The organism is Brevibacillus fluminis, from assembly GCF_052072235.1.
Lineage (GTDB): Bacteria > Bacillota > Bacilli > Brevibacillales > Brevibacillaceae > Brevibacillus_D > Brevibacillus_D fluminis_A.
Window position 1 is genome coordinate 3,662,766 of the sequence record NZ_CM125436.1, and the last position, 26,494, is coordinate 3,689,259.

Annotated in this window: 22 protein-coding genes; 6 read left to right on the forward strand and 16 right to left on the reverse strand. The window is 54.9% G+C overall.

Annotated elements, in window-relative coordinates:
• Positions 1-7: 7 nt before the first annotated feature.
• The 5 genes from ACTID9_RS18230 to ACTID9_RS18250 are packed head-to-tail and all read right to left on the reverse strand — an operon-like array spanning position 8 to position 9,778.
• A complete protein-coding gene (locus tag ACTID9_RS18230; protein WP_441066286.1) occupies positions 8-1,648 on the reverse strand; it encodes an SWIM zinc finger family protein in 1,641 nt (546 codons plus the stop codon).
• 4 nt (positions 1,649-1,652) lie between these two features.
• A complete protein-coding gene (locus ACTID9_RS18235) occupies positions 1,653-5,156 on the reverse strand; it encodes a DUF4132 domain-containing protein (protein WP_441066288.1) in 3,504 nt (1,167 codons plus the stop codon).
• 55 nt (positions 5,157-5,211) lie between these two features.
• Complete coding sequence (locus ACTID9_RS18240) at positions 5,212-6,351, reverse strand: VWA domain-containing protein (RefSeq protein WP_441066290.1); 1,140 nt, start codon at positions 6,349-6,351, stop codon at positions 5,212-5,214.
• Positions 6,336-8,717, reverse strand: coding sequence for a DUF5682 family protein (locus ACTID9_RS18245; RefSeq protein WP_441066292.1), 2,382 nt, complete (start codon positions 8,715-8,717; stop codon positions 6,336-6,338). Before ACTID9_RS18245 ends, ACTID9_RS18240 begins: the two co-directional genes overlap by 16 nt.
• Positions 8,678-9,778, reverse strand: coding sequence for an ATP-binding protein (locus ACTID9_RS18250; protein ID WP_441066294.1), 1,101 nt, complete (start codon positions 9,776-9,778; stop codon positions 8,678-8,680). Before ACTID9_RS18250 ends, ACTID9_RS18245 begins: the two co-directional genes overlap by 40 nt.
• Before the next feature lie 386 nt (positions 9,779-10,164).
• On the opposite strand from ACTID9_RS18250, the gene ACTID9_RS18255 reads away from it, so the two are divergent.
• The 4 genes from ACTID9_RS18255 to nadD all read left to right on the forward strand — a co-directional run bounded on the left by ACTID9_RS18255 (position 10,165) and on the right by nadD (position 13,319).
• On the forward strand, positions 10,165-10,365 hold the full coding sequence (locus ACTID9_RS18255) for a hypothetical protein (RefSeq protein WP_441066296.1): 201 nt from the start codon (positions 10,165-10,167) through the stop codon (positions 10,363-10,365).
• A gap of 67 nt (positions 10,366-10,432) precedes the next feature.
• Positions 10,433-10,996: a cysteine hydrolase family protein gene (locus ACTID9_RS18260; protein WP_441066298.1), complete on the forward strand. Its 564-nt coding sequence runs from the start codon at positions 10,433-10,435 to the stop codon at positions 10,994-10,996.
• A 26-nt stretch (positions 10,997-11,022) separates the two neighbouring features.
• Positions 11,023-12,657 carry a nicotinate phosphoribosyltransferase gene (locus ACTID9_RS18265; RefSeq protein WP_441072639.1) on the forward strand — a complete coding sequence of 545 codons (1,635 nt, stop codon included), beginning with the start codon at positions 11,023-11,025 and terminating at the stop codon, positions 12,655-12,657.
• 17 nt (positions 12,658-12,674) lie between these two features.
• Positions 12,675-13,319 (forward strand): nicotinate-nucleotide adenylyltransferase, encoded by a 645-nt coding sequence (nadD, locus tag ACTID9_RS18270; RefSeq protein ID WP_441066300.1) that lies wholly within the window; start codon positions 12,675-12,677, stop codon positions 13,317-13,319.
• A 57-nt stretch (positions 13,320-13,376) separates the two neighbouring features.
• Here nadD and ACTID9_RS18275 read toward each other — a convergent pair whose 3' ends face one another.
• Positions 13,377-14,948 carry a sensor histidine kinase gene (locus ACTID9_RS18275; RefSeq protein WP_441066302.1) on the reverse strand — a complete coding sequence of 524 codons (1,572 nt, stop codon included), beginning with the start codon at positions 14,946-14,948 and terminating at the stop codon, positions 13,377-13,379.
• On the reverse strand, positions 14,938-15,654 hold the full coding sequence (locus ACTID9_RS18280) for a response regulator transcription factor (RefSeq protein WP_441066304.1): 717 nt from the start codon (positions 15,652-15,654) through the stop codon (positions 14,938-14,940). The genes ACTID9_RS18275 and ACTID9_RS18280 overlap by 11 nt, the downstream gene beginning before the upstream one ends.
• Before the next feature lie 220 nt (positions 15,655-15,874).
• On the opposite strand from ACTID9_RS18280, the gene ACTID9_RS18285 reads away from it, so the two are divergent.
• On the forward strand, positions 15,875-16,423 hold the full coding sequence (locus tag ACTID9_RS18285; protein ID WP_441066306.1) for a hypothetical protein: 549 nt from the start codon (positions 15,875-15,877) through the stop codon (positions 16,421-16,423).
• 68 nt (positions 16,424-16,491) lie between these two features.
• On the opposite strand, the gene recG is transcribed toward ACTID9_RS18285, so the two are convergent.
• From recG to ACTID9_RS18310, 5 genes are all read right to left on the reverse strand, one after another.
• Entirely contained in the window at positions 16,492-18,543 is a 2,052-nt protein-coding gene (gene recG, locus ACTID9_RS18290; protein WP_441066308.1) for an ATP-dependent DNA helicase RecG, read from the reverse strand.
• Between the two features lie 2 nt (positions 18,544-18,545).
• Positions 18,546-19,430, reverse strand: a complete 885-nt coding sequence (gene sdaAA / locus ACTID9_RS18295; RefSeq protein ID WP_441066310.1) for an L-serine ammonia-lyase, iron-sulfur-dependent, subunit alpha — start codon at positions 19,428-19,430, stop codon at positions 18,546-18,548.
• Between the two features lie 40 nt (positions 19,431-19,470).
• A complete protein-coding gene (gene sdaAB, locus ACTID9_RS18300) occupies positions 19,471-20,136 on the reverse strand; it encodes an L-serine ammonia-lyase, iron-sulfur-dependent subunit beta (RefSeq protein ID WP_441066312.1) in 666 nt (221 codons plus the stop codon).
• Between the two features lie 117 nt (positions 20,137-20,253).
• Entirely contained in the window at positions 20,254-21,501 is a 1,248-nt protein-coding gene (locus tag ACTID9_RS18305) for an MFS transporter (protein ID WP_441066314.1), read from the reverse strand.
• 41 nt (positions 21,502-21,542) lie between these two features.
• Complete coding sequence (locus ACTID9_RS18310; RefSeq protein ID WP_441066316.1) at positions 21,543-22,160, reverse strand: TetR family transcriptional regulator; 618 nt, start codon at positions 22,158-22,160, stop codon at positions 21,543-21,545.
• 235 nt (positions 22,161-22,395) lie between these two features.
• On the opposite strand from ACTID9_RS18310, the gene ACTID9_RS18315 reads away from it, so the two are divergent.
• On the forward strand, positions 22,396-22,614 hold the full coding sequence (locus ACTID9_RS18315; protein ID WP_441066318.1) for a hypothetical protein: 219 nt from the start codon (positions 22,396-22,398) through the stop codon (positions 22,612-22,614).
• A gap of 71 nt (positions 22,615-22,685) precedes the next feature.
• Here ACTID9_RS18315 and ACTID9_RS18320 read toward each other — a convergent pair whose 3' ends face one another.
• The 4 genes from ACTID9_RS18320 to ACTID9_RS18335 all read right to left on the reverse strand — a co-directional run bounded on the left by ACTID9_RS18320 (position 22,686) and on the right by ACTID9_RS18335 (position 26,262).
• Complete coding sequence (locus tag ACTID9_RS18320; RefSeq protein WP_441066320.1) at positions 22,686-23,072, reverse strand: DoxX family protein; 387 nt, start codon at positions 23,070-23,072, stop codon at positions 22,686-22,688.
• 209 nt (positions 23,073-23,281) lie between these two features.
• The gene (locus ACTID9_RS18325) at positions 23,282-24,139 is read right to left on the reverse strand and encodes a DegV family protein (RefSeq protein WP_441066322.1); all 858 of its coding nucleotides are present in this window, start codon (positions 24,137-24,139) and stop codon (positions 23,282-23,284) included.
• Positions 24,140-24,158: 19 nt separating this feature from the next.
• On the reverse strand, positions 24,159-25,883 hold the full coding sequence (locus ACTID9_RS18330) for a DAK2 domain-containing protein (protein ID WP_441066324.1): 1,725 nt from the start codon (positions 25,881-25,883) through the stop codon (positions 24,159-24,161).
• A 13-nt stretch (positions 25,884-25,896) separates the two neighbouring features.
• Entirely contained in the window at positions 25,897-26,262 is a 366-nt protein-coding gene (locus tag ACTID9_RS18335) for an Asp23/Gls24 family envelope stress response protein (protein WP_122917085.1), read from the reverse strand.
• Between the last annotated feature and the right edge of the window lie 232 nt (positions 26,263-26,494).

The window sequence follows — 26,494 nt, forward strand, 5'->3', positions numbered from 1 at the left end:
CCCACGCTTAAAAGTCCAGCTTCAGATTGCTGAGCGATGCATCCTTTAGCATGCTGATCGGCTCAATCGCATCGTCCACCTGTCGGGCAAGGATATAAAAATCCCGCAGCCCCAACAGCTCGCGGCTTTTTTCCAGAAAGCGGACGCTGCCCGCCCACTCCTTGTTGTAAGGAATCGTCAGCGGAAGCTGATTTCCTTTCGCATCTTCGACCGTGATGAGGAAGGTTTGCGTTTTTTGGTCAAAATGCGTCTGTGCCACATGACTCGCTTTCAGCATCATCAGCTGTTCGCGGCGATCGGCGAAAAGCTGCCGCCCTTCATTGCCGCGCACCTGTGCCCAATCGGTTACCACCAGTTCGCCCAGCTCCACATCCTCAATCCGCATGCGCGGCTTGATCGCGATGGAGGTCTCCTCGCTTGATGAAAGACGGCGCTCCCGGTTGACTTTGCAAGTGGTCGCCACAAGCTGCGCGCCGGCGATCTGCTTCATCGTCAGGTCGTGATTCCACGGCGAACGCTTGGCATACTGGTCGGCGAATGCGAAGGAAACATCCTCATAATAGACAGGTCTTGCCTCGGTATACGTGTAGATGCCGCCGTCATCCGGCGAGTAGAAATAATAGGTGATCCCTTTGTACGCGGAGCGGGTTTCCCACGGATTGGCGCCCAACGCGTACAGCTGCAAGCGCGGAATCGGGTAGTATCTGCTTTTGAAGCGTCCGAGCAGCTGCGCTTTTTGCTCCACGGTAGCCGTTGTTTGCTCCAGCGCTTCGAGATTCATGATTACGCGCGTCAGCCGCTTGCGAAACAAGTCTTTGGAGAAGCGGACATGCCGCTTGAAAAACAGCCCCAGCTCGCCATTGATCCCGCGTATCTCCCGCTCCAGATTCGGCAGATTACCGTTATGCGCCGCGATCGCCAGCACCTCCAGACGGTCGCATACCGTCTGCGGCAGCTTTGCCAGACCGGTGGCGGCAATCTGCGCGATGAGCGCGCGGGTATCGGAGACGACATCCGCCGAATAGGTCACATCGATCGTGCGTTGATGCAGCTGTTCAAAATCGGTTATTCCATGCCGCATGCGGTAGCGGATGAGCGCTTCCAGCCGATGGATACAGCCCGCCTTTTCCTTGCAGCTGCACATGCTTTTGGCAATGTCCGCCTCTTCCAGAAACGAAACTTCCACGCCTTGAAAGGTCAACGCAACGGTGAGAAACGCCCCCTCCGCAATCGCCAGCTCTTCTTCATAGTGAACCCGGAACAGCACCTCATCGATCTGCGACTCTGTAAAGTGACGGCAAAGCGTATCGATCGGCTGCGTCAGAATCCAGCTGAAATCGGCCGTCGGTGCTTGCGCCTCGATCCCCTCCTGCCGGTGGTAGGAGAGGATCGCGAGCAGCACATGCTTGCAAATTTTATCGGACGGGCATGTGCAGGAAAAGCGCTCGATCTGATCGGTCAGCTGGCAGACCGTACCGTCATCAAGCGTGCACGTCACTTGGTCCGCCTGGAATTCGTACGTCACCTGCGCACCCTTTTCCAGCTCTTTTTGCGCCCGGTTGTACAAGCCTTTGTTTGCGTATTTGATCAAGTATTCTTCCGTACAAAGAGCGACAAAGCGATGAAACTGTGTCGAAAAGTCCCCCATACGCCTATGTTCCCGTCGCCCGCTTGATATCGTAAATGGTTTCGCTGAACACGCGCGGTGAAATGTCCGCAATCGCCAGGCGCTGGTCGCGCTGATAATAATGGTAGCGATCCCGCTTGTTGCGGTAGAAGCCCAGCTCTTCCAGGCTGATGTCATCAAGCCCGTCGTAATAGGTGATGCTCGTGCCGCTGAATGTAAGCTCGACGATCATGTCTCCGTACTCTTTGTAAAACTCGTGATACCAGCCGCCATCCTGTGCCATCCCTTTGTACCACCCGTATTTTTCCAGGCTTTTCGGGAAGGCCGTCGGCGAATACTCGCCTTCGGTGAACCGGGCCACCTTGTTGCTGTTCGTCTCCTCATCCGTCGGGAAAAACAGCTCGCGGCCGAGCTGTGCGAACGGCTGGGTAATTTCATAATCGTCGAGCTGCGTCTGCCATGCGTCCCGCTCGTCAGCTGAAAGCTCGATCGGATGGACGAGGCCGATCATCGCATCGTCCTGCAGCTCGTATTCGTCTTCGTCCACGGTATTGAATGTCCCGTCATCCATATAGCGGAACGTCTCTTTCAGCCCGCTGTCGTCATACACGCCCCAGATCAGCCCGATCGCGAATTTTTGCATCAGCACATTGTCCACAAACAGGCTTCTCCATGCCGCCGTGTTCCACAGCCGGTTTTTGGACAGCGATTCTTCCAGACGAAGCCCTTGAATGGTGACGAGGTTTTTCAAGTCTTTTTTCAATTGGGCAAAATCCGCCTTGGCCGCTTCCGCCAATGCAACATCGTCTTTTTGCCCGGGTGCCGGCAAGCTTTTCACCGCTTTGCCCGTCTCGTCATTCGTGATCACCAGAGACAACTCATTGTTGACCTTGACCGTGAAGCTGCGTTGGCCATAGCTGAACACCCGCTTGCCGGCCGCATCGAAGCCAAGTGTCGTGACCAGGCGATCCTCCAGCTCCTCCGGGGTGATCTGCAAATGGTCGGCGGCCATTGCCAACGCTTCAAACGCGGCATTTTTTACCTGTCTGTTTTTGACGGTCCGCTTGATGTGGTCGATCGTGCGCAGGGCGGTCAGCTCCTCCATGAAGGAGAGCGCCCGGACTGCATCGGAGGCGAGCGCGCCTCGGCCGATGTCCGCCCACTCCTTGATCCGGGAGGCGAGCACGTCGGCAACGCGACGATCGCCAAGCCCCGCCGCGAGGAACATGACCCATTTTTCCTTCGCGACCGCATTGTTGTCGATCCAGACGTTGAGCACATCCAGCGTCAGATCGGCGAGCGAGCGCGGATCAGCGGTTTCTTTCAGTGCGAGCACGTTCGGGTTGGGACCTGTCGTGAACTCGATGGAGTGGGTCAGCGCGTACTCGATGATCTCGCTGCCAAGCTCATTGCCAGCGTGATCCTTGACTTGTGGCAGGCGGTCGAGGGCAAGCCATTTCAGGCGCGTGAGCTTGCGTTTGTCCACCATCGCGCCCCATGCAGCCTGCGCATTCGCCGCTGTTTGCCCCTCCAGGTCGAGCATGGTTTGGAGCATCGTCTTGAACTTGGTGTTCGTCTCTTTAGCCAAAAGCTCCTGAAGCACCTCCCGATGGTCAGGCAAGGTGCGCAGCGCATCGAGGGCGAACTCCTTCACCTTTGCCTTCTTTTCCGACTGGTACACCCGGACAATCAGCTCCTTGTCCTGTGCGCCGGTGAACGCGGCAAGCGCAAGCCCGCTCACTTTTTTCGAGCTGTCCTGCAGCCCCAGCACGATCGCTTGCTCGAAATGCTCGGCGTGGCCGAGCTTCTTTTGCTCCACGACGGTTTCCATGATGGAAAGGCGCGCCTCGGCCCCAAGCTGTGCGTAATGGGCGAGCGATTTGCCCAGATTGCCCGCGATGACGGCCTTGTAGATTTGTTCGGGCGGGCTGAAATAATACGACGAGCCTTTCATGTTGAGCAGCTGGAACAAAAATTGGTCCGCGTTCGCTTCCGGCTCATCTGCGTAAAGCGCAAGCAGCTGCACCGGGTCGAATGCGTCCGAGGTGAACAGGGAATAAATCAGCCGCATGCTTGCTCCATTCGCTTCGGCCTTGCTCAAGTAAATGAAGAAGCGGCGAAACAGCGGATGTTCCATCCCGAGGAACGTGAGCAACAGCAAGGGCCCTTTCACATCATGCGAGTGAAGGCCTCCCTGATTCCCCTTTCCCTGTTCAGCAGCCTGGAACAGCTCTTCCACTGTGATGCGTTCGGTCAGGAATTGATAGAGCTTGTGCAGGCGGCTGTCGGCTTTTAAGGAAGACAGCACGATCTCCTCGAGACTTTCGCCAAGCTCGATGCCGTGGTCATGCAGCGTTTTGTGCAAAAACCCTTTGAGCAGCGGATCGGACGCCAACTGTATGGCACGCTCCGATTTGGCAGGTTCGGCAAGCGCACGGGTTTTCAGCATATCCCAGTCAATCTGATAGGACCGCAGCTCTTGTGTCAGGTAGATGATCAGGCCATACGGCTCCGATGTCGGCACAAGCCCGTCAAGCAGTTCATCCGTACGCTTTGTTTCACCGTAGTCGAACTGCGTCAAATCATAGATGAGATCGAGCGGGATGATTTCGTACTGGATCTTCGCCGCGTCCAGAAGCAAGCGGTCGATGACATCGAGCTTTTGGTTAAAATGCGTTTTGCCGCCGTACAGATTTACCCGATACAACAGCGCGGTGCTGAGCAAAGTGGAATAAAGCTTGAATTCCGCGTGGCTGAGCGGTTTTTCCTGGTTTTTATCGGTCGCAAACCCTGCTTTTGCGCAGACGAGCGCCACTTTTTCTTGCAAAAGCTGGCGATCCAGATTGATCAGCGACGTGCATTCCTTGCGCGGGAGCGGATGGGTCGCAAGCTTCTCATTGACCGCCGACAGCTCGCGTCTTACTTCATCGTCGTTTTCGGTCAGCACCGCGATGAGCAGCGGATGCAGGCGCGACTTGGCCGGTTCGAGATAGCCGGGTTCGACGCGCAATAGCGTGTGCAGCATGACCATCATATGGACGGCACCTTTTGTCACGGCATACGAATTTTTCAGGCTGGATTGGTAATCGCCAAGCAGCTCGTCGAAATAAAAATCGAGGACCGATCCCCCCATCTGCTCTTTTACCGAGCGAAACTGGGCGACAAGCTGCTCTCCTTTTTCCTCCGGGTCGCGGCGATCGCGGCCGAGCCCGACTGCCTCAAAAAAATCATCGAGGATGATGCGCAGCACATTGCTTTTTTGCCGCTTGTTGTCGGCCGTGCGGAACAGCACGTCGGCCGCGCGGTAAAACGTGGCATCCATGCCGCGTCTTCCGATTTTTTCCAATGTCGACATCGTATCGTACGCGTACATCTTGGGCGTGACAAGAATGCTCGGGAACTTGTCGGTTTCGCCGGACACATAATCCGCCAGCTGCTCGTAGTGATCGGCATCCAGCCTGTATTCGCGGGCAAATTTATCGGCAAACTGCGAGATGAGCGGTTCGATAGTGCTCTTTTTCAGTACCATTTGACTTCCTCCTCTTTCCCCAACTCCAGGTTTGCTTTTGGTCGGCGGCGCTTTGTCAGCGAATGATTTTGCCGATCCACCGGGACAGTTCATCCGGGGTGATCGCCGCCACATGGGCGCCCATATCAGCCAAAATGCGGGCGGCATTTTTGTTGTAGACGGTGTTGCCCGCAAAATCCAGCGCTGTCAGCACGAGAAACGTGCAGCCCGAATCGATGATCTCCTTGCTGATGCGGTACATCTCATGGATCGGGTAGCCTTCCTCAAGATCGCTGACCAGGATAAAAATCGTTTTGGCCGGATTATCCAGCAACGTTTGGCTGTACTTCAACGCTTTTGCGATGTGCGTGCCCCCGCCCAGCTGCACGGACATCAAGAGATCGACCGGGTCTTCCAGCTGGTTGCTCAAGTCGACGACCTTCGTGTCAAAAATGACCAGATTCGTTTTCAGCGCGGCCAAATGGTGAAAAATGCTGGCCATCACGGCGCTGTAAATGACCGAATCCATCATGCTGCCGCTCTCGTCGACGGTGATGATGATGTTCCATTTGTTATGCTGCTGGACGTTGCTGGTAAAATACAGCTCATCGATGATCAGCCGCTTGTTGGCGCGGTCATAGTTTTTCAGATTTTTGCGAATCGTCTTTTTGTAATCGAGGTTTTTCAGCGATTTGACATAGCCGCGCTTGTGCCGGTTGCGCTTGCCCGTGATGCTGGCATGAATCTCGGACTCCAGCTGCCGCTTCAAATCGTCGACCACCCTGCGCACGATGTCCTTGGCGCTTTTGATGACCTCGCCTTTCATGTAGCCTTTGAACTGCAAAATGTTTTTCAACAGCGCCATGTTGGGCTCAAGCTTCTCCAGCACTTTCTTGTCGGTCAACAGCTCGGTCATTTTGTATTTTTCGATGGCCTGCTTCTCCAAAATTTCCACGGTTTTTTTCGGGAAGATCGTGCGGATCTTGTGCAGCCAGGTGGGCACGGTCAGCTGGGAGGCGCCCTGCCCTCCGCCTTTGCGGTAACCCTGGTCCTCGCCATATTCGCGGTTGTAGAGATAGCTTAAGATGTCATCGATCTCGCCGTAGGCGAATTCGGCTTCCTCGTAACCCTCCGCCTCCGCAAGCGAGTCCCCCGCCCCTTCGCCGAGAAGCAGCCGCCAGCGGTTCAACGTTTCTCGATTTACATGAGGCTCCATTTGGCAAACTCCTTTTGTATGGCTTGGTCCAGCTCGCGCGCCTGCCGCAGCGTCTGTCCGTCAATGGCGGGGCGGACGATTTCCTCCACGCTCGTCTGAAACAGCGCCGCGACTTTTTCTGCGATCAGGCTGATTTCCATCGGGGTGAAATACGTGAACGCCAGCCGCAGCTCGGGAACGACCTGCAAAAACGCCTCATGCGACAAGCTTTCCACCAGCTGATTCAAGTCGGCGATGAGCCGCTCGTCGTAGAGGAAAATGTCTCGCGCAACGGTAAACACGCCCTGCAAATACTGCGCGGTGGCCAGCATGCGATCCGGCGTACCGAAAATGTAGCCTCTCGCCCTGCGCGCAATCTCCTCCTGCGCAAGCTCGCCCCGATCGCACAAGATAGCGGTAACGACACCTTCGAGCTGGGCAGGCAGCTGATCATGGGCAAGTAAATCCCGCAGCTGATCGGCAAAAATCTCATCCGCACGCGATTCTTCCCCTTTGCCCGCGAGCGTGTGCAAATACTTCAGATGCTCGGCGATTTCGGTCAATTCCTCGGGATTGGGCCGGGTCAGCTCGTAAATTTTGGTCACGGCGTTGTAGTACGCTTCATCGATCAGCTGTGCCAGACGCTCGGTCTCACGCAGCACGAACAGACGCTTCTGGTCGTTTAAAATCGACAGCGTTTTGAGCGTCTGGCAAAGCGAGGTAAAGCTGCCGTCATGCTTGACCGAATCTTCTACCAACGCAAACAGCTTGGCCCCCGTCTCCTCCAGTCCCATCAAAATCGCCTGCAACAGCCAGCGAGCCGCTTCCTGGCTCTTGTGCAGCGGCAGCTGTTTGACCACTTCTTCCAGCCGATTGATCGCCGCCTCCTTGATCGTGCCGCCGTACAGCGAGTTTTCGATCAGCCGCGCCTCGACGTAGGAGGAGTAGCTGTAGTTCCAGCTTTCGCGCACCAGATTGACGTTGCGGTAGTTTTTCCAGTCCGGCCCCGACTCCTTTTGGCAAAACTCCACCTCCATGAACTGCAGGCAATGGAAAAACTGGCTGGTTTGACGATGCGACTCTTTGGCGTACAGCTCCAGCACCTTTTGGCTTTTGCCGGTCGTCTTCAACTGCAGCTTCTGTTTTTTGCAAATCTCTTTGAAATCGCGGACGATCGGCACATCCAGATCGTTTTTGGCAATTTCACCGATCACATCGCCCATCATCAGCTCGGCGAGCGTCTCGATCGGCCGCTCGGTGGCGATGGACCGCTCCCCTTTGGTAAATGCGGTGGTCACCCCGTCCAGCAGCTCATACGCGCCACCCTCCGCCTTATCGCGCAGCACGGCGAGCCCTTTGATTAGGTTGAAGCCTTCGATCGCGTCTGCCACCGAGACCGTCTCGCCTTTGGCCCGCAAGCTTTTGAGCAGCTGGGCGAGGAAGCTTACGGCGCTTCTGTGAAACGGCTCCTGTTCTTTTTTCCGGATTGCCTTCCAGACGGTATCGTAGTAGTTGACATACGGCATGCCGCTCGCGTAGCCGCTCAGCTGGTCGGCCTCGCGGAACGTGTAGACCATCGGATACACCTTTTCATCTTTGACCTGCTTGACCTGATACGGATGGCTTCGCTCCTCGATCAGGCCATATGTATGAAAGCCGCCCGTCACGACGAGGATTTTGCCGTACTTTTCGCGTGCCTCTGCGATGCGCATCTTCATGTGCGCCTCGCGAATCAGATGCCCTTCTGCCGCAAGCGTCTCCTCTGCATAGCATTGACGTGACAGGTAGCAGTAGGTGAACACCTCGCGGACGAACGCATCGGTCGGTTTGCGGATGCCGCCGATCTCAAACACGCGCTCCCACAATTCATCGAAATTGCGGCAGCGCATCGCCTCGCACAGCCGCTTGATGAACGCCGAGCTGGTCAACAGCTTTTCGTCCTGATACGAAACCTTTTCATTCTCCCGTTTGATGTCGTGTCCATGCTCCAGACTCTCCAGCCGGCTCCCATACCCGAGATCGATGAAACGGGCGGGAATGCCGAGACGGCGCGCTTCCTTCATCGCCACGTACTCGGGGGAGTAAGCAAGCAGCGGGAAATAGCACGAATAGTTGTGCTGTTCGACCGAGTAAGCGTAGTAAATGCTGACCGGCGGCTTGGTGTCTTCATGTGAGAGCACATCGATGATAGGATTGCTGTTGTCCGGCCCCTCGATCAGGATGATCTGCGGCTGGTAGGCCGCGATCGTCTGGAGCAAATGATAGGAGCAGGCGGGACTATGATGGCGGATCGGGAAGTAGACGACCTGCTGGGCAAAATCAAAGACACGCGCTGCAAACAGCTCCGCTATCGAATCCATTTCTTCTCGTTGTAATACGCTTCCCATAGGCCCGCATCCTTCGCTCGTTCTTTCACTACCTTCGAGAAATAGGTCTTCAGCACATTGATGTCTTTGTGGTTTTCCTTGGCGACGGCGCCAAGCATGTTCTGCACCAGCCGCTCGAGCGAAATCGCCTTGTCGTCATAATAGTGTGCGGTCATGGCGCTTTGCACATAGACGGACACCGCCTCTGCCGTGCTCATTACGGTTTGCGGCGTATCGATTTTGTAGCCTTCCCGCGTCTGTCCGGTGCGCAGTTCCAAAAACGTCGTCGCCAAAATTTCGATAATCTCCTGATTCAGCTCGATGTCGATGCCGCTTTGCTGCAAAATGTTGCGCGACTGGGCTTCGATGATCTGCGCCTCCATTTTCACATGGTTGATCGGGAAGATCGTTTCGAAGTTGAAGCGGCGCTTCAAGGCGCTGCTCATTTCGTTGACGCCTTTGTCGCGGATGTTGGCGGTCGCGATGATGTTGAAGCCAGGTTTGGCGAACAAAATGCCGTCCGCAAGCTCCGGAATGTTCATCACCTTGTCGCTCAGGATGCTGATCAACACGTCCTGCACCTCAAACGGGCAGCGCGTGATTTCCTCGAAGCGGGTGATGATCCCTTTCTTCATCCCGGTATACAAAGGTGACGGGACCAATGCCTCATACGTTGGCCCTTTGTCGAGCAGCATCGCGTAATTCCAGGAATATTTGATCATGTCTTCCGTCGTACCCGCAGTCCCCTGGATCGTATTGGTGCTGGTGCCGGAAATCGCGGCGGACAACAGCTCCGACAGCATCGTTTTGGCCGTACCCGGTTCCCCGACCAGCATCAGCCCGCGGTTGCCTGCCAGAGCGACCACGGCGCGCTCGATCATCACATCGTCGCCGTAAAATTTTTTGCTGATCGTCACGCTCTCTCCGTTGAGCACAAGCGGCTTCGCGGTTCCCAGAATGAAGTCGCGGACGGCTTTCGGCGACAGGAGCCAATTCGGCGGCTTCGCACCCGTGTCGTTTGCCCGCAGCGCCTCCAGCTCTTTTTCATACAACACTTCCATTGGCGGTTTCATCGTTTCCATGCTCGCGTCGTCCTTCCTCTCCTCTATTGCGTTACTCCGCTGCTCCTTTTACTTCTATTTGGCGGCTATACGAAAAATGATACGGTACGGTGTGGCTTTCATGAAAATCATTCTCAATAGCCAGCGTATAAGGTTTGCTTGCGCGCGGTTATCGTCCGTTTTTTCGGGAATGTCGGTATTGGTCCATACCTGTCCATCATAACAAGCAGAACTTTCCCTGCAATGAACGAAAAGTATGATTTTTCCAGTCGCCAAATCGCGCTTGTAAGTCATACGTTCCGGCTTCACGCTTCGTTTCGGCTTTTTGGAACCAATCGATGGCGAGTTTGTGAAAAATAGACGTGGTTATTTTTACTATATCGTGTTGACATGGTTAGTTTTACCTGGTGATCGAGACCGTCGTCCCGAGCTTTCAGGCGGACCGCTCCAATTTCGGCAAAAAGCTCGTGTCGACACAAGCGCGCAAAGGGATTATCGAGATCGCCACAGATGCGCAGGGACGTGTGAAATATTCCAACAGCACCTCACAGTCAAAAGCAAAGCTGTACCGCTTTACCGACTATGTTCCACCGTTGACCATCTACTAATTTTTTTAAACTTTGACATGGTGATTTTAACAATGTCATAAATACAAACTCATTGGAGGGCTTATCCATGAATAAAAAAGCATTGATCGTCATCGACTATACGAATGATTTTGTGGCTGCGGACGGCGCCTTGACTTGCGGCGAGCCTGCGCAGCGCATCGAACAGCGGATCGTGTCGCTTGCACGCACCCATCTTGCGCAAGGCGATTACGTCGTGATGGCGGTTGATTGCCACCAGACCCATGATCCGCTCCATCCGGAAAGCGCGCTCTATCCCCCGCACAACATCGTCGGAACCGCAGGCCGCCAGCTTTATGGCGAATTGGACGGCTTCTACCGACAAAACCGAGATGCGGTTGAATGGATGGATAAAACCCGCTACGACGCTTTTGCCGGAACCGATCTGGCGCTGAAGCTGCACGCGCGGGGCATTCGCGAACTCCATCTGGCAGGCGTCTGCACGGACATTTGCGTGCTGCACACCGCGATCTCGGCCTGGTACCAAGGATTCGTACCGGTCATTCATGCGGACGCGGTCGCCAGCTTCAATCCGGCAGGACACGAATGGGCACTGCGTCACTTTGCGAACCAACTGGGCGTATCTGTCGTATCCGCCCGCGCAGATCAATAAGAAGAAAGGATGAAACCATGATGAACATGCCCAAAACCATTTTCGACGCCATCGACCCGAGAGTATACCGCTATGTCCACCTGTGCCGCGCTTGCCAGCAGCCGAGCTTCCGTATCTCCACCGAGGTCAATCCGTGCGCGGTGTGCGGCGAGACGCACGCGTTTGAAATCTTCCCGTTTTACGATCCTTCCCGCGATTACGGGCTCGATGTGGATGAGTATGCGATCAACATGATGTACGCCTTCTACAAAAAAGGGTTGCACCGGACACAGGTCGTGTTCGACGATTTTTACCGCAAAGCCCCGTTTGTCAAAGCGTCTGCCGATTTTTCCGGCGAGCTTGGCGGCTATGTCGCCTTTGGCGGATTGCATCAGCTCATCGATATTGTCCGGCATTTGTACTTCAATGAGGCGGATATTGCCTACTTGCGGGAAAAAAAGCGGTATGACGAAGCGTTTTTGGACGAATTGCGCAGCCTGCGGTTCACCGGCGAGCTGTTCGCCGCGGAGGAAGGCCAGCTTATCTTCCCGAATACTCCTTACATTCGCATCGTTTCGACGATCATGGAGTGCATCTGGATCGAGGCCCAGCTGCTGAATACGGTAAACAGCGAGTCGCTCCTCATGACCAAGGCGTCGCGGATCGTCACCGCCGCCAACGGGCAGAGCGTGATCGAGATGGGCAAACGCCGTGCCCAAGGGCGCGACGCTTCCGTGCAGGGCGCCCGCGCAGCTTACATCGCCGGCTTTGATTATTCGTCCAACATGAAGGCAGGCAAAAAATACGGCGTGCCGACAACCGGCACCCATGCCCATCTGTTCGTCCAGTTTTTTGCGAATGAGCTGGATGCCTTCCTCGCTTTCGCCGATGTGTTTCCGGCAAAAAGCATCTTGCTTGTCGATACGTACGACGTGCTCGGCTCCGGCATTCCGAACGCCATCCGCGTGGCGAAAGCGATGGAAGCGCGCGGGCAGAAGCTTACCGGCATCCGGCTCGACAGCGGCGACCTCGCCTTCCTGTCCAAGCGCGCCCGCACCATGCTCGACAACGCCGGATTGGCATATGTCAAAATCGCCGCCTCGAGCGATCTGGATGAGTACACGATCACCTCGCTCAAGCATCAGGGTGCCAAGATCGACATCTGGGGCATCGGCACCAAATACATCACCGCTTACGACACCCCGGCGCTTGGCGGCGTGCACAAGATCGTCGCGCGAAAGCAGGAGAACGATTGGCTCGCCTTGATCAAAATCTCGGAAAACCTCGACAAGATCATCAATCCGGGGCTGAAAAAAACGTACCGGCTGTACGACCCGAACGGAATGGCCAAAGGCGATTATTTGTGCCTCGCATCGGAGAGCCTGGAGGGGCTAAGCGAGATTACGCTGAAGCATCCGAGCAACCCGCTGAAAAGCAAGCGCGTCGCACATTTTACCGCAGTTGAACTGCTGGTGCCGATTTTCCAAAACGGACAGCTGGTGTACAACGTGCCGACGCTCGAGCAGACACGCGCCTTTCACCTGGCGCAAAAAAACACGTTTTGGGAAGAGTATTTGCGCCTCGATCATCCGGAAGTGTACCCTGTCGCGCTGTCGGATCAGCTGAAGGAATTGAAGGACCGTCTGATTCAGGCCAAACGGCAACACATCCAAACGGAATAAGAACGGGAGGAACCCTCATGCGCAGAATCGGGATTTATGGCAGCAGCTTCGATCCGATCACGTATTCGCACCTGTTCACCGCCTCGGCGGTGGCAAGCCGCAAGCGTCTGGACAAAGTCATTTTCACCCCATGCTCCTCGAAGCGCCGCGACAAGATGCTGCAGACGGAAGACCAGCACCGGCTGAACATGCTGGAGCTGGCGCTTTGTGCGTGCAAAACGAAAACAAACCGCTTCGGCGAGCCGCTGTTTGAAATTTCAACCGTGGAGCTGAACGCGCTGCCTGGCGAAACCTACACCTACGATACGATGGAGCATTTCCGCAAACAGTTTCCCGATGACGAGCTGTTCTTCATCATGGGGGCTGACCTGCTCGAAGGGCTGCCGAACTGGGGCAACGCCGAAAAGCTGGTGAAAAACCACCGCTTCATCGTCATGTCGCGGGAAGGCTACCACATCGACGACCTGATCGCGGCGCACCCGCTTCTGCGCAACAATGACGAGCAGTTTTTGACCATGTCCAAAGGAATCAGCATGGGCATCAGCTCAAGCTACATTCGCGGCGAAATCCGCAATGGCGGCGACCCCAGCTTTCTTTTGCCGGACGCCGTGCTCGCTTACATTTATCAAAATGGGTTGTATACACAGGAGGTTGTGTCGTAACAAATGAAGAGCGGAAGCAGCGCAAAAAACTGGTCCGGATCATTACCGAACCAGTTTTTATAGGGGCAAGATGATCGACAGCCGAATGACATGATCTTCATACTCCACGTCAATGGATCCCTGATGCAAGTCAACGATGCTTTTGGTAATGGCCAGCCCTAACCCTGCACCTGACTTGCCGGAGGTGCGAGAGGTGTCCACCCGATAAAATCGGTCAAACAATCGATGGACCTCCTCTTGGGAGAGAGCCTCGCATGGATTCGATACGGTCAGTTGTACGGAATCGTTGTGCCGGACCAATGCGACAAGAATGTTCCCCGGATGCGTACTGTATTTGATCGCATTGGTCAGCACATTTTCGAATGCCCGCACCATCAGATTGGGATCAACCGTTACCTTGATTGGTTCAGAAGGAAAGTCTTTTTGAAAGGTAACCTCGTGATCTCTCGCAATCGGGTCCAGTTCTTCGAGCAGTTGCCGCAGCATTTGATTCAGACTGACTGTTTCTTTTTTCAACGAAACTCCTTCATGATGCAGGCGTGTAAAATCAAATAAATCTTCGATCAACTTTTTTAATTGCTCTGATTTCCCATAGGCGATATCCACATACTCTTCTAATTGGGCCTGGCTTTTGTATTGATGGTCTTTCACCAACCGCATATAGCCCATGATCGACGTAAGCGGCGTGCGCAAGTCATGGGAAACGTTTGTTATAAGCTCATCCTTGACTTTCTCCGCCTGCCTCTCCCTTTCAATCATTTGGTCCAACTCCGAAGCCATGCGATTGATGCTGATGGCTAAAGCCCCCAGCTCGTCGTTGCTTTTTTCCTGGATGCGATATTGTAAATTCCCCTTCTCGATTTCCTTCACGCCATACGCAATCTCTTCCATTTCTTTCATTTTTCGCTTGGTAATCAAATAAAAACAGAGAAAAAAGGCAATCAACCCCAGCAGAAAGGGAGCCCAGCCGGGTTCCTTTACATAGATCACCGTTGCTTGTGGGACACCCTCTACAAGCAAGTAGGATTTGGCTCCATCCAAGGTCAGTGGATACAGCCTGGTCACGATCGGATGCTTATCGTGTCCATCCGGAGGCTTTTGGGCATCTTCCATCCTATGGGGAAGGTCGACATGCGTTTCGTTTACCCCGGCGGATTTATATTGAATGTTCCCCTCTGCATCGGTAATGAAGGCATGGAGCGGGGGGGTTTGTTTCAGCGCATTGAGCAAATAACGAATCAATTCGCTTTTCGTCAAGCGGTATTGTGATTTGCCGTCTCCAGGGACGGTCAGCCATTCTTCATCCCCTGTGTTTGACGGGAGCGATCGATTCAGGAACCTGCTCTTGAAAACAGGGTCTTTGTCTCCCAATTCGATGATGAGGGCGTTCCGATCTTGGTTCAACTCATTGAATTGCTTGACCAGCTCTCGTGCGCGCTCATTAATCGTGACGATCCCTTCCATAAAATCGAGTCTGCGCTCATTCGTAACGAAAAGCGGCCTTGTCACGAATCCGACAAGCACGGAAACAAGCACGCAGCATGCAAACGCAAAAATCAGCTGAATCCGGATGCTTGACTTGACTTGCTGCACAAGCGTGCCGGGGAAAAGCCGTTTTTTATGGCTCAATTTTGTAGCCGACCCCCCACACCGTTTTGATATATCGAGGCGATCTTGGATGATCCTCAAGCTTTTCACGCAAATTACGGATGTGGACCATGACGGTGTTATCCGACTCATAAAACGGTTCATTCCAGACGCGTTCGTATATTTTTTCCGTATTGAACACCACGCCAGGATTTCGTGCCAAAAGGGCCAAAATGGCAAATTCCCGTGGAGTCAGCTTGACTTCCTTGCCCTCTACGGTAACCGCGTGTGTCGTGACGTTGATCAACAAGTCATCAATGGCAATCACGTCCATCTGTTCGGGTGCATGGGTGTGCGGGTTACCGTCCGGTTGATTTAACCGGAGATAGCGTCGCAGCTGCGACTTCACTCGGGCCATCAATTCCAGCGGTTGAAACGGCTTCGTCACATAATCATCGGCTCCGGTGGTCAATCCCATAATTTTGTCCATATCCTGTGATTTCGCCGATAACATGATAATCGGCACATTTCTGCTTTCACGGATTTTCATGCACGCTTGAATCCCATCCAAGCGAGGCATCATGATGTCTAAGATCACCAAATGGACGGTTTCGTTTTCCAGGTACGAAAGCCCCTCCAATCCATCTGCTGCCTTCAATACGCGATAGCCATCATTTGTGAGATAAATCCCCAATAAATCGCGGATTTCTTTTTCATCATCAATGATGAGAATGGTTTCCTGGGCCACGGGACGCTCTCCCCTTTCTCTGGTTTTCAGTTTACCCGATGCCTCTTAAGAATCCCGCTAGAAATTCTGAAGGGTTTCTGAAGTTTCAGCGCGACCTTTCAGAAATTTTTCAGAGAGACTCTCATGATTCCTTAAGAACTTTTTTGTACCATGATAGCAGACGAGATCGCTCCTCTCTTTTGCAAAGAGGGACAGCGAGTATATCAGGAGGAAAACGAAAATGAATACACGGGAAATTGGGGACACCAAACAACAATGGATCCCCCAAAAAGAACGTCTATGGGTCATCGTTTCGATGATGATAGCGGTTGTGCTGGTGATTTGGCAGCTGTATGCGCTCTTGCAGCTTCCGGCAGAAACGATCGCGAGCAAAAGGTTCGAACATACGTTTAAAAACTTGGGCTCCAATGCACGAATCGCCTTGTTTTTTGTGCTGGCGAATTATGTTCTGCTGCTTGTCATGAGACTTCGCGTTCTGGCCGGTGCGCAAACGATCAAAAAAGTTCTGGCATCTCTGCTGCGTTTCGTCCGAAGATGGCATACGCCGGTCGCCATCATCGCGATCGCTTTTATTATCCTGCATACGGTCGCGGTCTTCCTGTATGGGTTGAAATTTGATTTTAGCAATGTGAGCGGGCTGCTTGCCTTGCTCGTCCTGCTTCCGGTTCCGGTCTCGGGCCTGTTCCGCTACCGGAGACTGGACCGGAAATGGCATTTGCGAACAGGCGTAGCGTTTGCCATCCTCTTTTTGCTTCATGCCTTTTTATAAGCATCAACAACAAAAAGCAACCGCCCGTCTTTCGTTCGCAGGCAGTTGCTTTTTTCCGTTGTACGCAATCAGTCAAACACAATGCCTTCCAGCACGCCTTCCCGCTCCAAATACGCACGCAGGTGGGCATAGCGCGGCTCGCGCCAAAATTCATCGGTCGCCACAAGCGCCGCCGTATCCTGGCGGGCCACCTCCAGCGCCTTGTAATCGGACAGCAGGTCGGCGATTTTGAACTCGGGCAGGCCGCTTTGCTTGGTGCCGAAAAAGTCGCCCGGCCCGCGCAGCTCCAAATCGCGCTGCGACAGCTCAAAACCGTCGTTCGTCTCGCACATGACCTGCATCCGCTCTTTGCCGACCTGTGACTTGGGGTCGGCGATCAAAAAGCAGTACGACTGCTCCGCTCCCCGTCCGACCCGTCCGCGCAGCTGATGCAATTGGGCCAAGCCAAAGCGCTCGGCGTCATAAATGATCATGCAGGTCGCATTCGGCACGTTCACCCCGACCTCGACGACCGTGGTCGAAACCAGCAGCTGCACCTCATTTGCGGCAAATGCCTGCATCACCGCATCTTTTTCCTTCGCGTGCAGCCGGCCGTGCATCAAGCCGACCTGGAATTCCGGATAGCAGTGGGTCAATTGCGCATGCAAATCGATCGCGTTTTGCACGTCCAGCTTTTCCGACTCTTCGATCAACGGGCAGATGACATAGGCTTGTCTGCCCCGTGCCAGTTCGCCGCGCACCCGTTCCAAAATCAGCGGAAACTGATCGTGCTTCACCCATTCCGTCTCAATCGGCTTGCGGCCCGCCGGCATCTCATCGATCGTCGACACGTCCATATCGCCAAAAGCCGTAATCGCGAGCGTTCGCGGGATCGGCGTCGCGGTCATGAACAACACGTCCGGAGACAAGCCTTTGTTGCGCAGCACGCGCCGCTGCTCGACCCCGAACCGGTGCTGCTCGTCCGTGATGACCAGGCCGAGGCGCTCGAAAAAGACATCCTCCTGAATCAAAGCGTGCGTGCCGACAACCACGTCGATCTGCCCTTCCTGCAGCGCAGCGATCGTTTCCCGCCGCCGCTTCGCCGTAAGCGAACCGGCCAGCAGCGCGACTTTGATCCCGTGCGGCTCCAATAGCGCGGTGAGCGATTGCACATGCTGTTCGGCCAGTATTTCCGTCGGCACCATCAATGCGCCCTGGTAGCCTGCCCGCACAGATGCGTAAAGGGCGATCGCGGCCACGACCGTTTTCCCCGAGCCGACATCCCCTTGCAGCAGCCGGTTCATCGCGTAATCGGCCTGCATGTCATCCAAAATTTCCTTGACCACGCGCTTTTGCGCACCGGTCAGCGGAAACGCGAGAAAGCGGACGAACTGGCGCACTTCTTCCATCGGGATGCTTTGCGCCATCCCGGCCGTCTGCTTGCGCGTAATCCGGCGCATCGCCTGCATTTTCAGCTGAAACAGGAACAATTCCTCGAACATCAGCGTGCGCCGGGCCATCCGCCCTTCCTCGACATTCGCCGGAAAATGGACGGTGGCGATCGCCTTTTGGCGCGGCATCAGGCGATAGCGCTCGATGTATTCCGCCGGCAGCACCTCGCTGATCTGGCTGCCGTACGTTTTTAACGCCTGCTCGATCAGCTTGCGCAATAGCGTGTGCGTCAGCTCGCCGCCAAGCGGGTAGATCGGGGCCAACTCGCCGCGCGTCTGCACGCGGGCCGAGTTCACCTCGGTCATTTCGTTCACCGTAATTTGCAGCTTGTTGCGATCCCATTTGCCGGTCACGAGAATTTCCTTGCCTGGTGACAAATGCTTTTTCACAAAGTTTTGGTTAAACCAGATCGCCGTCACGACCACCCGATCGATCACGAGCCGGACGGAGATGCGGGATTTTTTCTTGCCGTAGAAACGGACAGAGGGCTCGCTGTAGATCGTCCCCTGCAGCGTGACCCTCTCCTGATCCTTGATTTCGGTTAAATCTTTGACGCGATAATCTTCATAGCGGGACGGGAAATGCTCCAGCAGGTCGCGAATCGTCACGATTCCGATGCTCCCAAGCTCGGCCGCCCGCTCTTCACCTACCCCATGAAGCTCGATTACCGCAGAATCGAGTCCGGCCATCTTTATTTCGGAATTTGCACGCCGAAAACTTTCGCTTCGATCAGGCGGCCGGTTTGGGTAGCAGCCAGCCCTCCTTGCGCGGTTTCTTTCAGCGTATTCGGCATGGTGCAGCCGATCCGATACATTGCCTCGACCACTTCATCAGGCGGGATCACGCTCGTGATGCCAGCCAGCGCCATATCTGCGGCCACCGTTGCGATCGCAGCGCCCATCGCATTGCGCTTGACACAAGGCACCTCGACCAAGCCCGCGACAGGGTCGCACACCAAGCCCAGCATGTTTTTCAACGCGATGGCCACCGCTTGCCCGGATTGTTCCGGCGTGCCGCCAGCCATCTCCACGATTGCCGCTGCAGCCATCGCCGTCGCCGAACCGACCTCGGCCTGGCAGCCGCCCGCCGCGCCGGAAATGAACGCATTGTTGGCGATGCAAAAGCCGATCGCACCTGCTGTGAACAAATAGTCGACCATTTGCTCGCGCGTCGGCGACAGCTTTTCTGCAATCGCGAAAAGCGTCCCCGGCACGATCCCGCATGCCCCTGCCGTCGGCGTCGCCACGATCGTCCCCATCGCCGCATTCACTTCATTGACCGCGATCGCCATGCTTACCGCATTCAACAGTGTCGGACCGGAGAGAAACGGCTTTTCTTTCATATAGTTCTGCAGCTTCTTGGCGTCGCCGCCCGTCAAGCCGCTGTGCGAACGAATGTCCTCATGCAGCCCGCGCTGCACGGCGCTCTCCATGACATCCAGATTTTTGATCATCTCTTCCATGATTGCCTCGCGCGTGCGCTGGGAGACTTGCATCTCCGCCTCGATCATCACCTGTGAAATCCGCTTGTTTTGCGACTGCGCCATTTCAACCAATTCTGCTATATTGCGAAACATCAAACCCCAACTCCTTGTGCGAAAAGAAATACGTGCTCGATTAGCTAGGTGAAAGCAAGGAGACGCGATAGATCGACGGGATGCGCTCCATTTGCTCCAAAATGTCCGGTGCAATCATCGAATCGACCTCGATCGCCATCAGCGCCTTGGACCCGCGCGCATGGCGCGACATTTCCATCGAACCGATGTTGATCTGGCGCTCGCTCAGTATTTTGGCAACCGACGCGATCATCCCGAAGCGATCCTCATGCAAAACCATCAGCGTCTGCGTATTGAAGCCAAGCTGAACCGCGAACCCGTCAATTTCGGTGATCTCGATTTTGCCGCCACCGATGGAGACCCCTACCACCTCTGTTACGCCCTGCTCGTCTTCAAGCCGGATGCGCGATGTGTTGGGATGCTCCGTCACCGTCTCGGAAACGTGCAGGGAAATGTCGATGCCTTGTTCCTTGGCGATGCGCAGCGATTCTTTCAAACGCGTATCATACGTGTCGAAATCGAGAATCCCCGCTACCGTCGCCACGTCAGAGCCGTGTCCCTGGTACGTTTTGGCAAACGAGCCGTAAAAGGTGATGTCCGCCTTTTTCGGCTGGCGGCCAAACAGGCCGCGGGCAATCCGCCCGATTCTCGCTGCTCCGGCGGTATGCGAACTGGACGGCCCGACCATCACCGGGCCGATAATATCAAATACACTTTTATATTTCACGCGAGCTTTCCTCCCCCGACACACTTCAAACCCATAGTACAGTATATCATGTCGGGATGAAAGCGCTACATGTGCTGTGCGCATCAGGCATCGGCTGGAAGCGGATTTCGTATCACACTACGCGGCTGTCTTTCGCTTTTCATCGCGCGTCAAGGCAGGAAGCACCAGCGCGTAGTAGAGGCCGACCAGCAAAACGCAAATCCCGAGCAGCACATACAAGACATCGACCGACACCCACAAAGGAAAAACAAGCGCAACGAAGCCTAAGGCGAGCGATTGGGCCAGCATCATCAGCGGTTCGATCCAAGCGCTGACCCGCCCCATTTTGCTCGCTTCGACCAACTCGGGAATCCATCCGCCCAGCACGACATTCACCGGCGCCAAAATGGCCCCGATGACCAGTACAAGCGACAAAAATACCCATATGTTAGAAGTTGCGCCGAGCAGAAGCGTTAAGCCGCCCGCAAGCAAGAGTCCGGCAACAAGCACCTTCACCTTCGAAAACGTTTTGATCAGCGTAGCTCCGGCTGCACTTCCGCACAAAAAATCGATGCCGAGGAAAAGCGTGATCAAGGCCGAATACGCCTGATAATGCGCGGGACTCAGCTTGTATTTCATGGTAAACAGCGGCAGCACGGCAAACATCCCGTTGACCGCCCCGAATACGAAAAATCCGGAGATAATCGCAAGCAGCAGTTTGTTGCCCTTCATGTACGTCCAGCCCGCAAAAAAATCGGCGAAAATTCGGCGCATGCCCAGCTCGCCCGGTTTGATTTTCCCATTCGGGAGGCGAACCTCCTGCGTGAACGCGCATCGCGACACCAAGATCCCGGAGACCAAAAAACTGATCCCGTCGATGATGACCGCCCCCTCGATTCCGAGGTAATGATACGTCGCCGCCCCGAGCCCCATGCCAAATACCATGAACAGCCCCATCACCGTTTGATTCAAGCCCGCCGCTTGCACATACTGTTCTTCCGTCATGATGCCTTGCAGCAAGCCCATTTCGGCCGGCGCGAAAAATTTGGCAACCGCGCTGCGCAAAAACAGGATCGCAAACGAGAGCACGAGCCAATTTTCATGCACCGCAATAAGCAAAAGCAGGGTGAGGCCGGCGCGAATCCAGTCGCTGTTTGCCGCAATGCGCTTGCGGTCGAGCCGGTCCGCCAGCACCCCGACAAACCAAAAAACGAACATCGTCGGCAGCGCGTACATCAGCTCGGCGACCGTCGCATAGTAGGGCTGGGAGCCAAACCGGTCGAGCAAATAAAACGCAAAAGCCATATTGCCGACGACGGTTCCAAGCTGCGAGGCGAAGCTGGCCAAAAACATTTTCGTAAAGTTGGCGTTTGTAAACAATTCCATCGAAAACACTCCCGTTCTTTTGCTTGGGTGGGGCTGCTGCGCTATGCGCGTACGCCGAGCGAATGCTTGAGAAAGGCAAGCAGCGCGTCAATCTGCTGCGGCACCTCGATGTGCTCCGCGCCGATTGCCAGCGCGTGTGCCATGATGCCCTCCAGCTGCGAGGCAGCCATCCGCGCGAGCAGCGATAACGGCATGTTCGGGGCGAATTCCCCGCGAGTAACCCCCTGTTCAAACATCTCTTCGAGGTCCGCAATCGATTGATCGTAGCGGCGAGTCAAAATCGCACGACGCTCGCTCTCACGCCAGCCCGCAATGAAATATTCGTAATAAGCGGGCGCCACACTGTTTGGCAGCTCCGTAATATCCATGATTTGCTTGGTGAACAGCGCCTCCACAGCTGCCCAGACCGTTGGTGACGTTTCCAGCAGTTCATGAAGCGCACGCCCGTTTTCCGCGTCCATCCGCTCCATATAGCCTTGGAAAATCTCCTCTTTCGATTGAAAGTAAAGATAAATCCAGCCACGGCTCATTTCGGCTTCCTCCACGATATCTTTAAGCGTTGCCTGCTCATAGCCTTTTCGGATGAATACACGTTCTGCAGCAGCAAAAATTTGCTGCTTGCGCTGTTCCTTTTGTTCATCAGAGATTTTGGGGGACATCGGAAAAACTCCTCTCACGGTCATGTTTTGCCATACGCATGAAAGCCATCGCCCAACAAGCGACAGGCAAAAAATAAATGAGCCTCATGTCATTTATAATAATGACACGCGGTTCATTTTGCAAGATAGTTTAGAAAATGTTGGCCCAACCGACGCTCCCCTGCAGACACGTACTCGAAAAGGCTCTATACTGCGAAGTACAGCCAATCGATCAGGCAAGAGAGGAGGCCTTTCGATGGAGCAAGCCGCACAGCGCTATCACTGCTGCGCAACCTGCCAGCATTTCGAGGTGATCAAGGAAGCCGGGATAAAGACGACGTACCGTTGCCAACGTCTCGGCTATCAAACACAGCCGTCCTATCAATTCAACTGCTGGAGCCCGAAAGCATCCGTGGCGGCAAAAATCGAACGCGAGCGCCAGGCAAGCGAAGCCGATGGCCCGGAACGCACCTAAGCCTCTCCACATGAAAAAACACAGATGCGCAAGCCAGCATCTGTGTTTTTTCTCTTTTTCGCGATTGTCGATTAAACCAGCACGTATGCGCCAGGGCCGACCAATGCGACGCCGACCGCGATCGCGATCAGAATGACGTTATACTCAATCCCGCCGGATGTGACCCAGAAACCGTTTTTGCCATGGACGGAGAAAATCGCCACCAGCATGGTAATGACGATGAGCGCTGCCCCCAGCCATGTGAATGTGCCAGCCGCGAACAGCAATCCGCCGACAAGCTCGCCAGCACCGGCGAGGAATGCCATCAGTACGCCCGGACGGATACCGATGGATTCCAGCCAGCCGCCTGTTCCTTTCAAGCCGTGTCCGCCGAACCAGCCGAACAGTTTTTGTGTGCCGTGTGCTGCGAAAATGAGACCGACCACCAAACGAATGAGTAAAAGTCCAAGGTTTGCCATTTTGTTTGACCTCCATGATGTTTTTTTGTAATGAACTAACTTTATGTAAGTATCATACGGAAACTACTTACTTTTGTCAAGTAACTATATTTATATGTTTACAGCTGGGAAAATCTTACTTTTTGCGAAAAACGCGACTGGTCTGAGTGAACATAAAAAACCTCTTCTCTACCCACAATGGTAGAAAAGAGGTTTTGCCTCGCACCGTTCTATGCTTTTGCAATGACGAATCCCAACGTTCCGGGGCCTGCATGCGCGCCGATCACAGCGCCAAGCTCCACCAAAAAGGAGTCTGTCACCGTGAATTCCTGCTTCAGCTTCTCTAGCAATTCTGCAGCTTCCGCTTCGGCATCGGCGTGAACGATCCCGAGCACGACCGGCTCGCCTTTGGCATACGCCTGCAGCTCTTCGACAATCCGCGCGATCGCTTTTTTCGTGCCGCGAACCTTGTCCACCGGAAAGACCGTGCCGGCCGAATCGAGAGACAGGATCGGCTTGATATTCAAAAGCGAACCGATCAAGGCGGACGCTTTGCCGATCCGCCCGCCTTTTTGCAAGTACGTCAGCGTGTCGACCAAAAAGAACACCTGGACGGTATCCAACATGTGTCCGATGAGATCGAGCACCTGCTGCTTGGTCTTGCCCGCTTTGGCCGCGCGGGCAGCCTGAACAGCGGCATAGCCATACAAATACGATGCTTTCCGGGAGTCGATGATGGTGATGTCCACCGCTTCCTCCAGCATCGATTTGCCGATCAAGGCGGACTGATACGTGCCGGACAAGGCGGCAGAGAGCATCAGCGCAATGATTTGCACATCAGGCCCATGCTCGTCCACAATTTTTTTAAAGCATTCCGCGAACTCGAGCGGCGATGGCTGCGAGGTTGTCGCAAGCTCACCCGTCTCACGCAGCTTTTGATAAAACGCTGCCGGCTTGATCGTCACCCAGTCCACATACGTTTCCTGGCCGAGATTCACCTTCAGCGGTACGTTGATAATTCCCCACTCCGCGCGCTTCGCATCGTCGATGTCCGCTGCGCTGTCTGTTACAATGACAATCGGTGGCATCGTGCACCTTCCTCTTTCCTTATTCCACCGCAAAAATGAACGGATAGAGCGGCTGCCCGCCGTAGGCGACCTCCGCCTCTACGTCCGGATGATCGTCCGTCAATTGCGCGAGCAGCGCTTCGCCCTGCTCGTCTTGCGTTCCTTCCCCGAGCAAAATGGAGACGATCCCCGTGTCCTCGTCCACCATGCTGCGCAACAGCTCTTTGGCTGTTTCCATCAGATCCGCCTGCGCGGTGACGATCGTGCCATCGGCAATCCCGATGAAGTCGCCTTCCTTGATTTCCACATCGCCCAGCTTCGTGTCGCGGACGGAATGCGTCACCAATCCGGTTTTCACCTGTGCAAGCGCGGCCGTCATCGTCGCTTGGTTCGTATCGAGTGATTCGCCGCCATCGAATGAGACGAGCGCGGTCATCCCCTGCGGGACGCTCTTGGTCGGGATGACGGCTACCGGTACGTCCACCAGCGCGGCCGATTGCTGGGCAGCCATGATAATATTGCTGTTGTTCGGCAAAATGATGAATTGCTCTGCAGAAAGCCCGTTCATGGCGTTGACGAAATCCTCTGTGCTCGGATTCATGGTCTGTCCGCCTTCGACGATCCGATGAGCGCCGAGGCTTTTGAAAATTTCCGCGATGCCTGGGCCAGCCGCCACCGCGATGATGCCGTATGGCAAGCGCTTTGACTCCGCTTGCGGAGCGGCAGCCTCTGCTGCCACCGGAACAGCGACGGCAGAATCGTGCTTCGTCGCTTCTTCCTTCACGATATTGGAATGCTGCTCGCGCATGTTTTCGATCTTTAACCTGTGCAGGCTGCCGTATTGCTGCGCGTAATTCAGCACCTCGCCGGGATGCTCCGCATGGATGTGGACTTTGACCACCTCGTCGTCGGAGACTACCAGGAGCGAATCGCCCATGCGATCCAGCTGGGCGCGGAACAGCGGCTCTGCAAACGCTTTCTTGTTTGGCTCCGTGCTGTCCGCAAGCCGAATCATGAACTCGGTGCAGTAGCCAAACGTTATATCCTCGGTTTTCATATGAAGCTGTGCGTTGTGCTGCTCTGCGACGAGCTGCTCCAGTTCCGCGACAGATGCCACCTGCTGGCCATGGTCCGCCTCATCCACAACCTCGCCGTGCAGCGCTTGCACGAATCCTTCGTAGATCAAAACCAGACCTTGCCCGCCGGAGTCGACCACGCCGACTTCTTTTAAAACCGGCAGGTACTCTGGCGTACGCGATAATGTAAGTTTTGCTTGCTCCAGCGTTTTCTCCATGACCGCCGTGAGGTTGTCCGAAACGCGGGCAGCCCGTACCGCCGTCTCCGCCGCTTCGCGGGCAACGGTCAAAATCGTGCCCTCCACCGGGCGCATGACAGCCTGGTACGCGGTATCGACACCTGCTTTCAGCGCATCGGCGAACTGGCGCGCCGTGATCCCGGCCTTGCCGCTCACCGACTTGCTGAAGCCGCGGAACAGCTGGGACAAAATCACGCCGGAATTGCCGCGCGCGCCCATCAACAGACCCTTCGCCAGCGTCTGCGCCGACTCACTCAGGTGAGGGGACTGCCGTTTGGCCAGCTCCTCCACGCCCGTCGTGAACGTCATATTCATATTGGTTCCGGTATCGCCATCCGGCACCGGAAACACATTTAAGGCATCTACCATTTTTACATTTGTGCGTAGCTTGGCGGCGCCCAGGAACACCATCTGGCTAAACAAATCTCCGTCAAGTTGCGTATGTACCACTTATGTTCCTCCCTTACGTATCCCGATCGGTACGTACTCCCTGCACGTAAATATTGATGGCTGCGACATCGATCCCGACCATCTGCTCCAACGTGTAACGAACGCGACGCTGGACGTTTCCCGCCACTTCTGATATTTTCGTACCATAGCTGACGATGATATGCATATCGAGGCTGACTTCACCATTTTGATTGAACACAACGACACCCTTGCTCAACGTTTCCAAGCCGAGCAATTCCGCAATGCCATCCTTCAGCGCTTTGCGCGAAGCCATTCCGACCAGGCCGAACACTTCCATCGCTGCACCGCCGGCAATCCGGGCGATCACATCTTCTGTTACGTCAATTTTTCCTAGAGGCGTACTCAATTCCACTGTCATGTCGGGAATCCTCCTTTAGAAAACGGCAAAAACCGTCATTATCACATTCGTATCCACTAATTCTACTATACGCCCTGATGAAAATGAAGCTTTTTCGGCCAAGCTGTCATGTTCTGTCGAAATCACTGTCAAGTATTGCAATTGACACTCCGCTATGCTACTATAACTGAGTGTTTGTAATAATGAAGAGTAGGCTTAGGCGTTCTCGCTTCACTTGCTTGAGGGAGGTGGA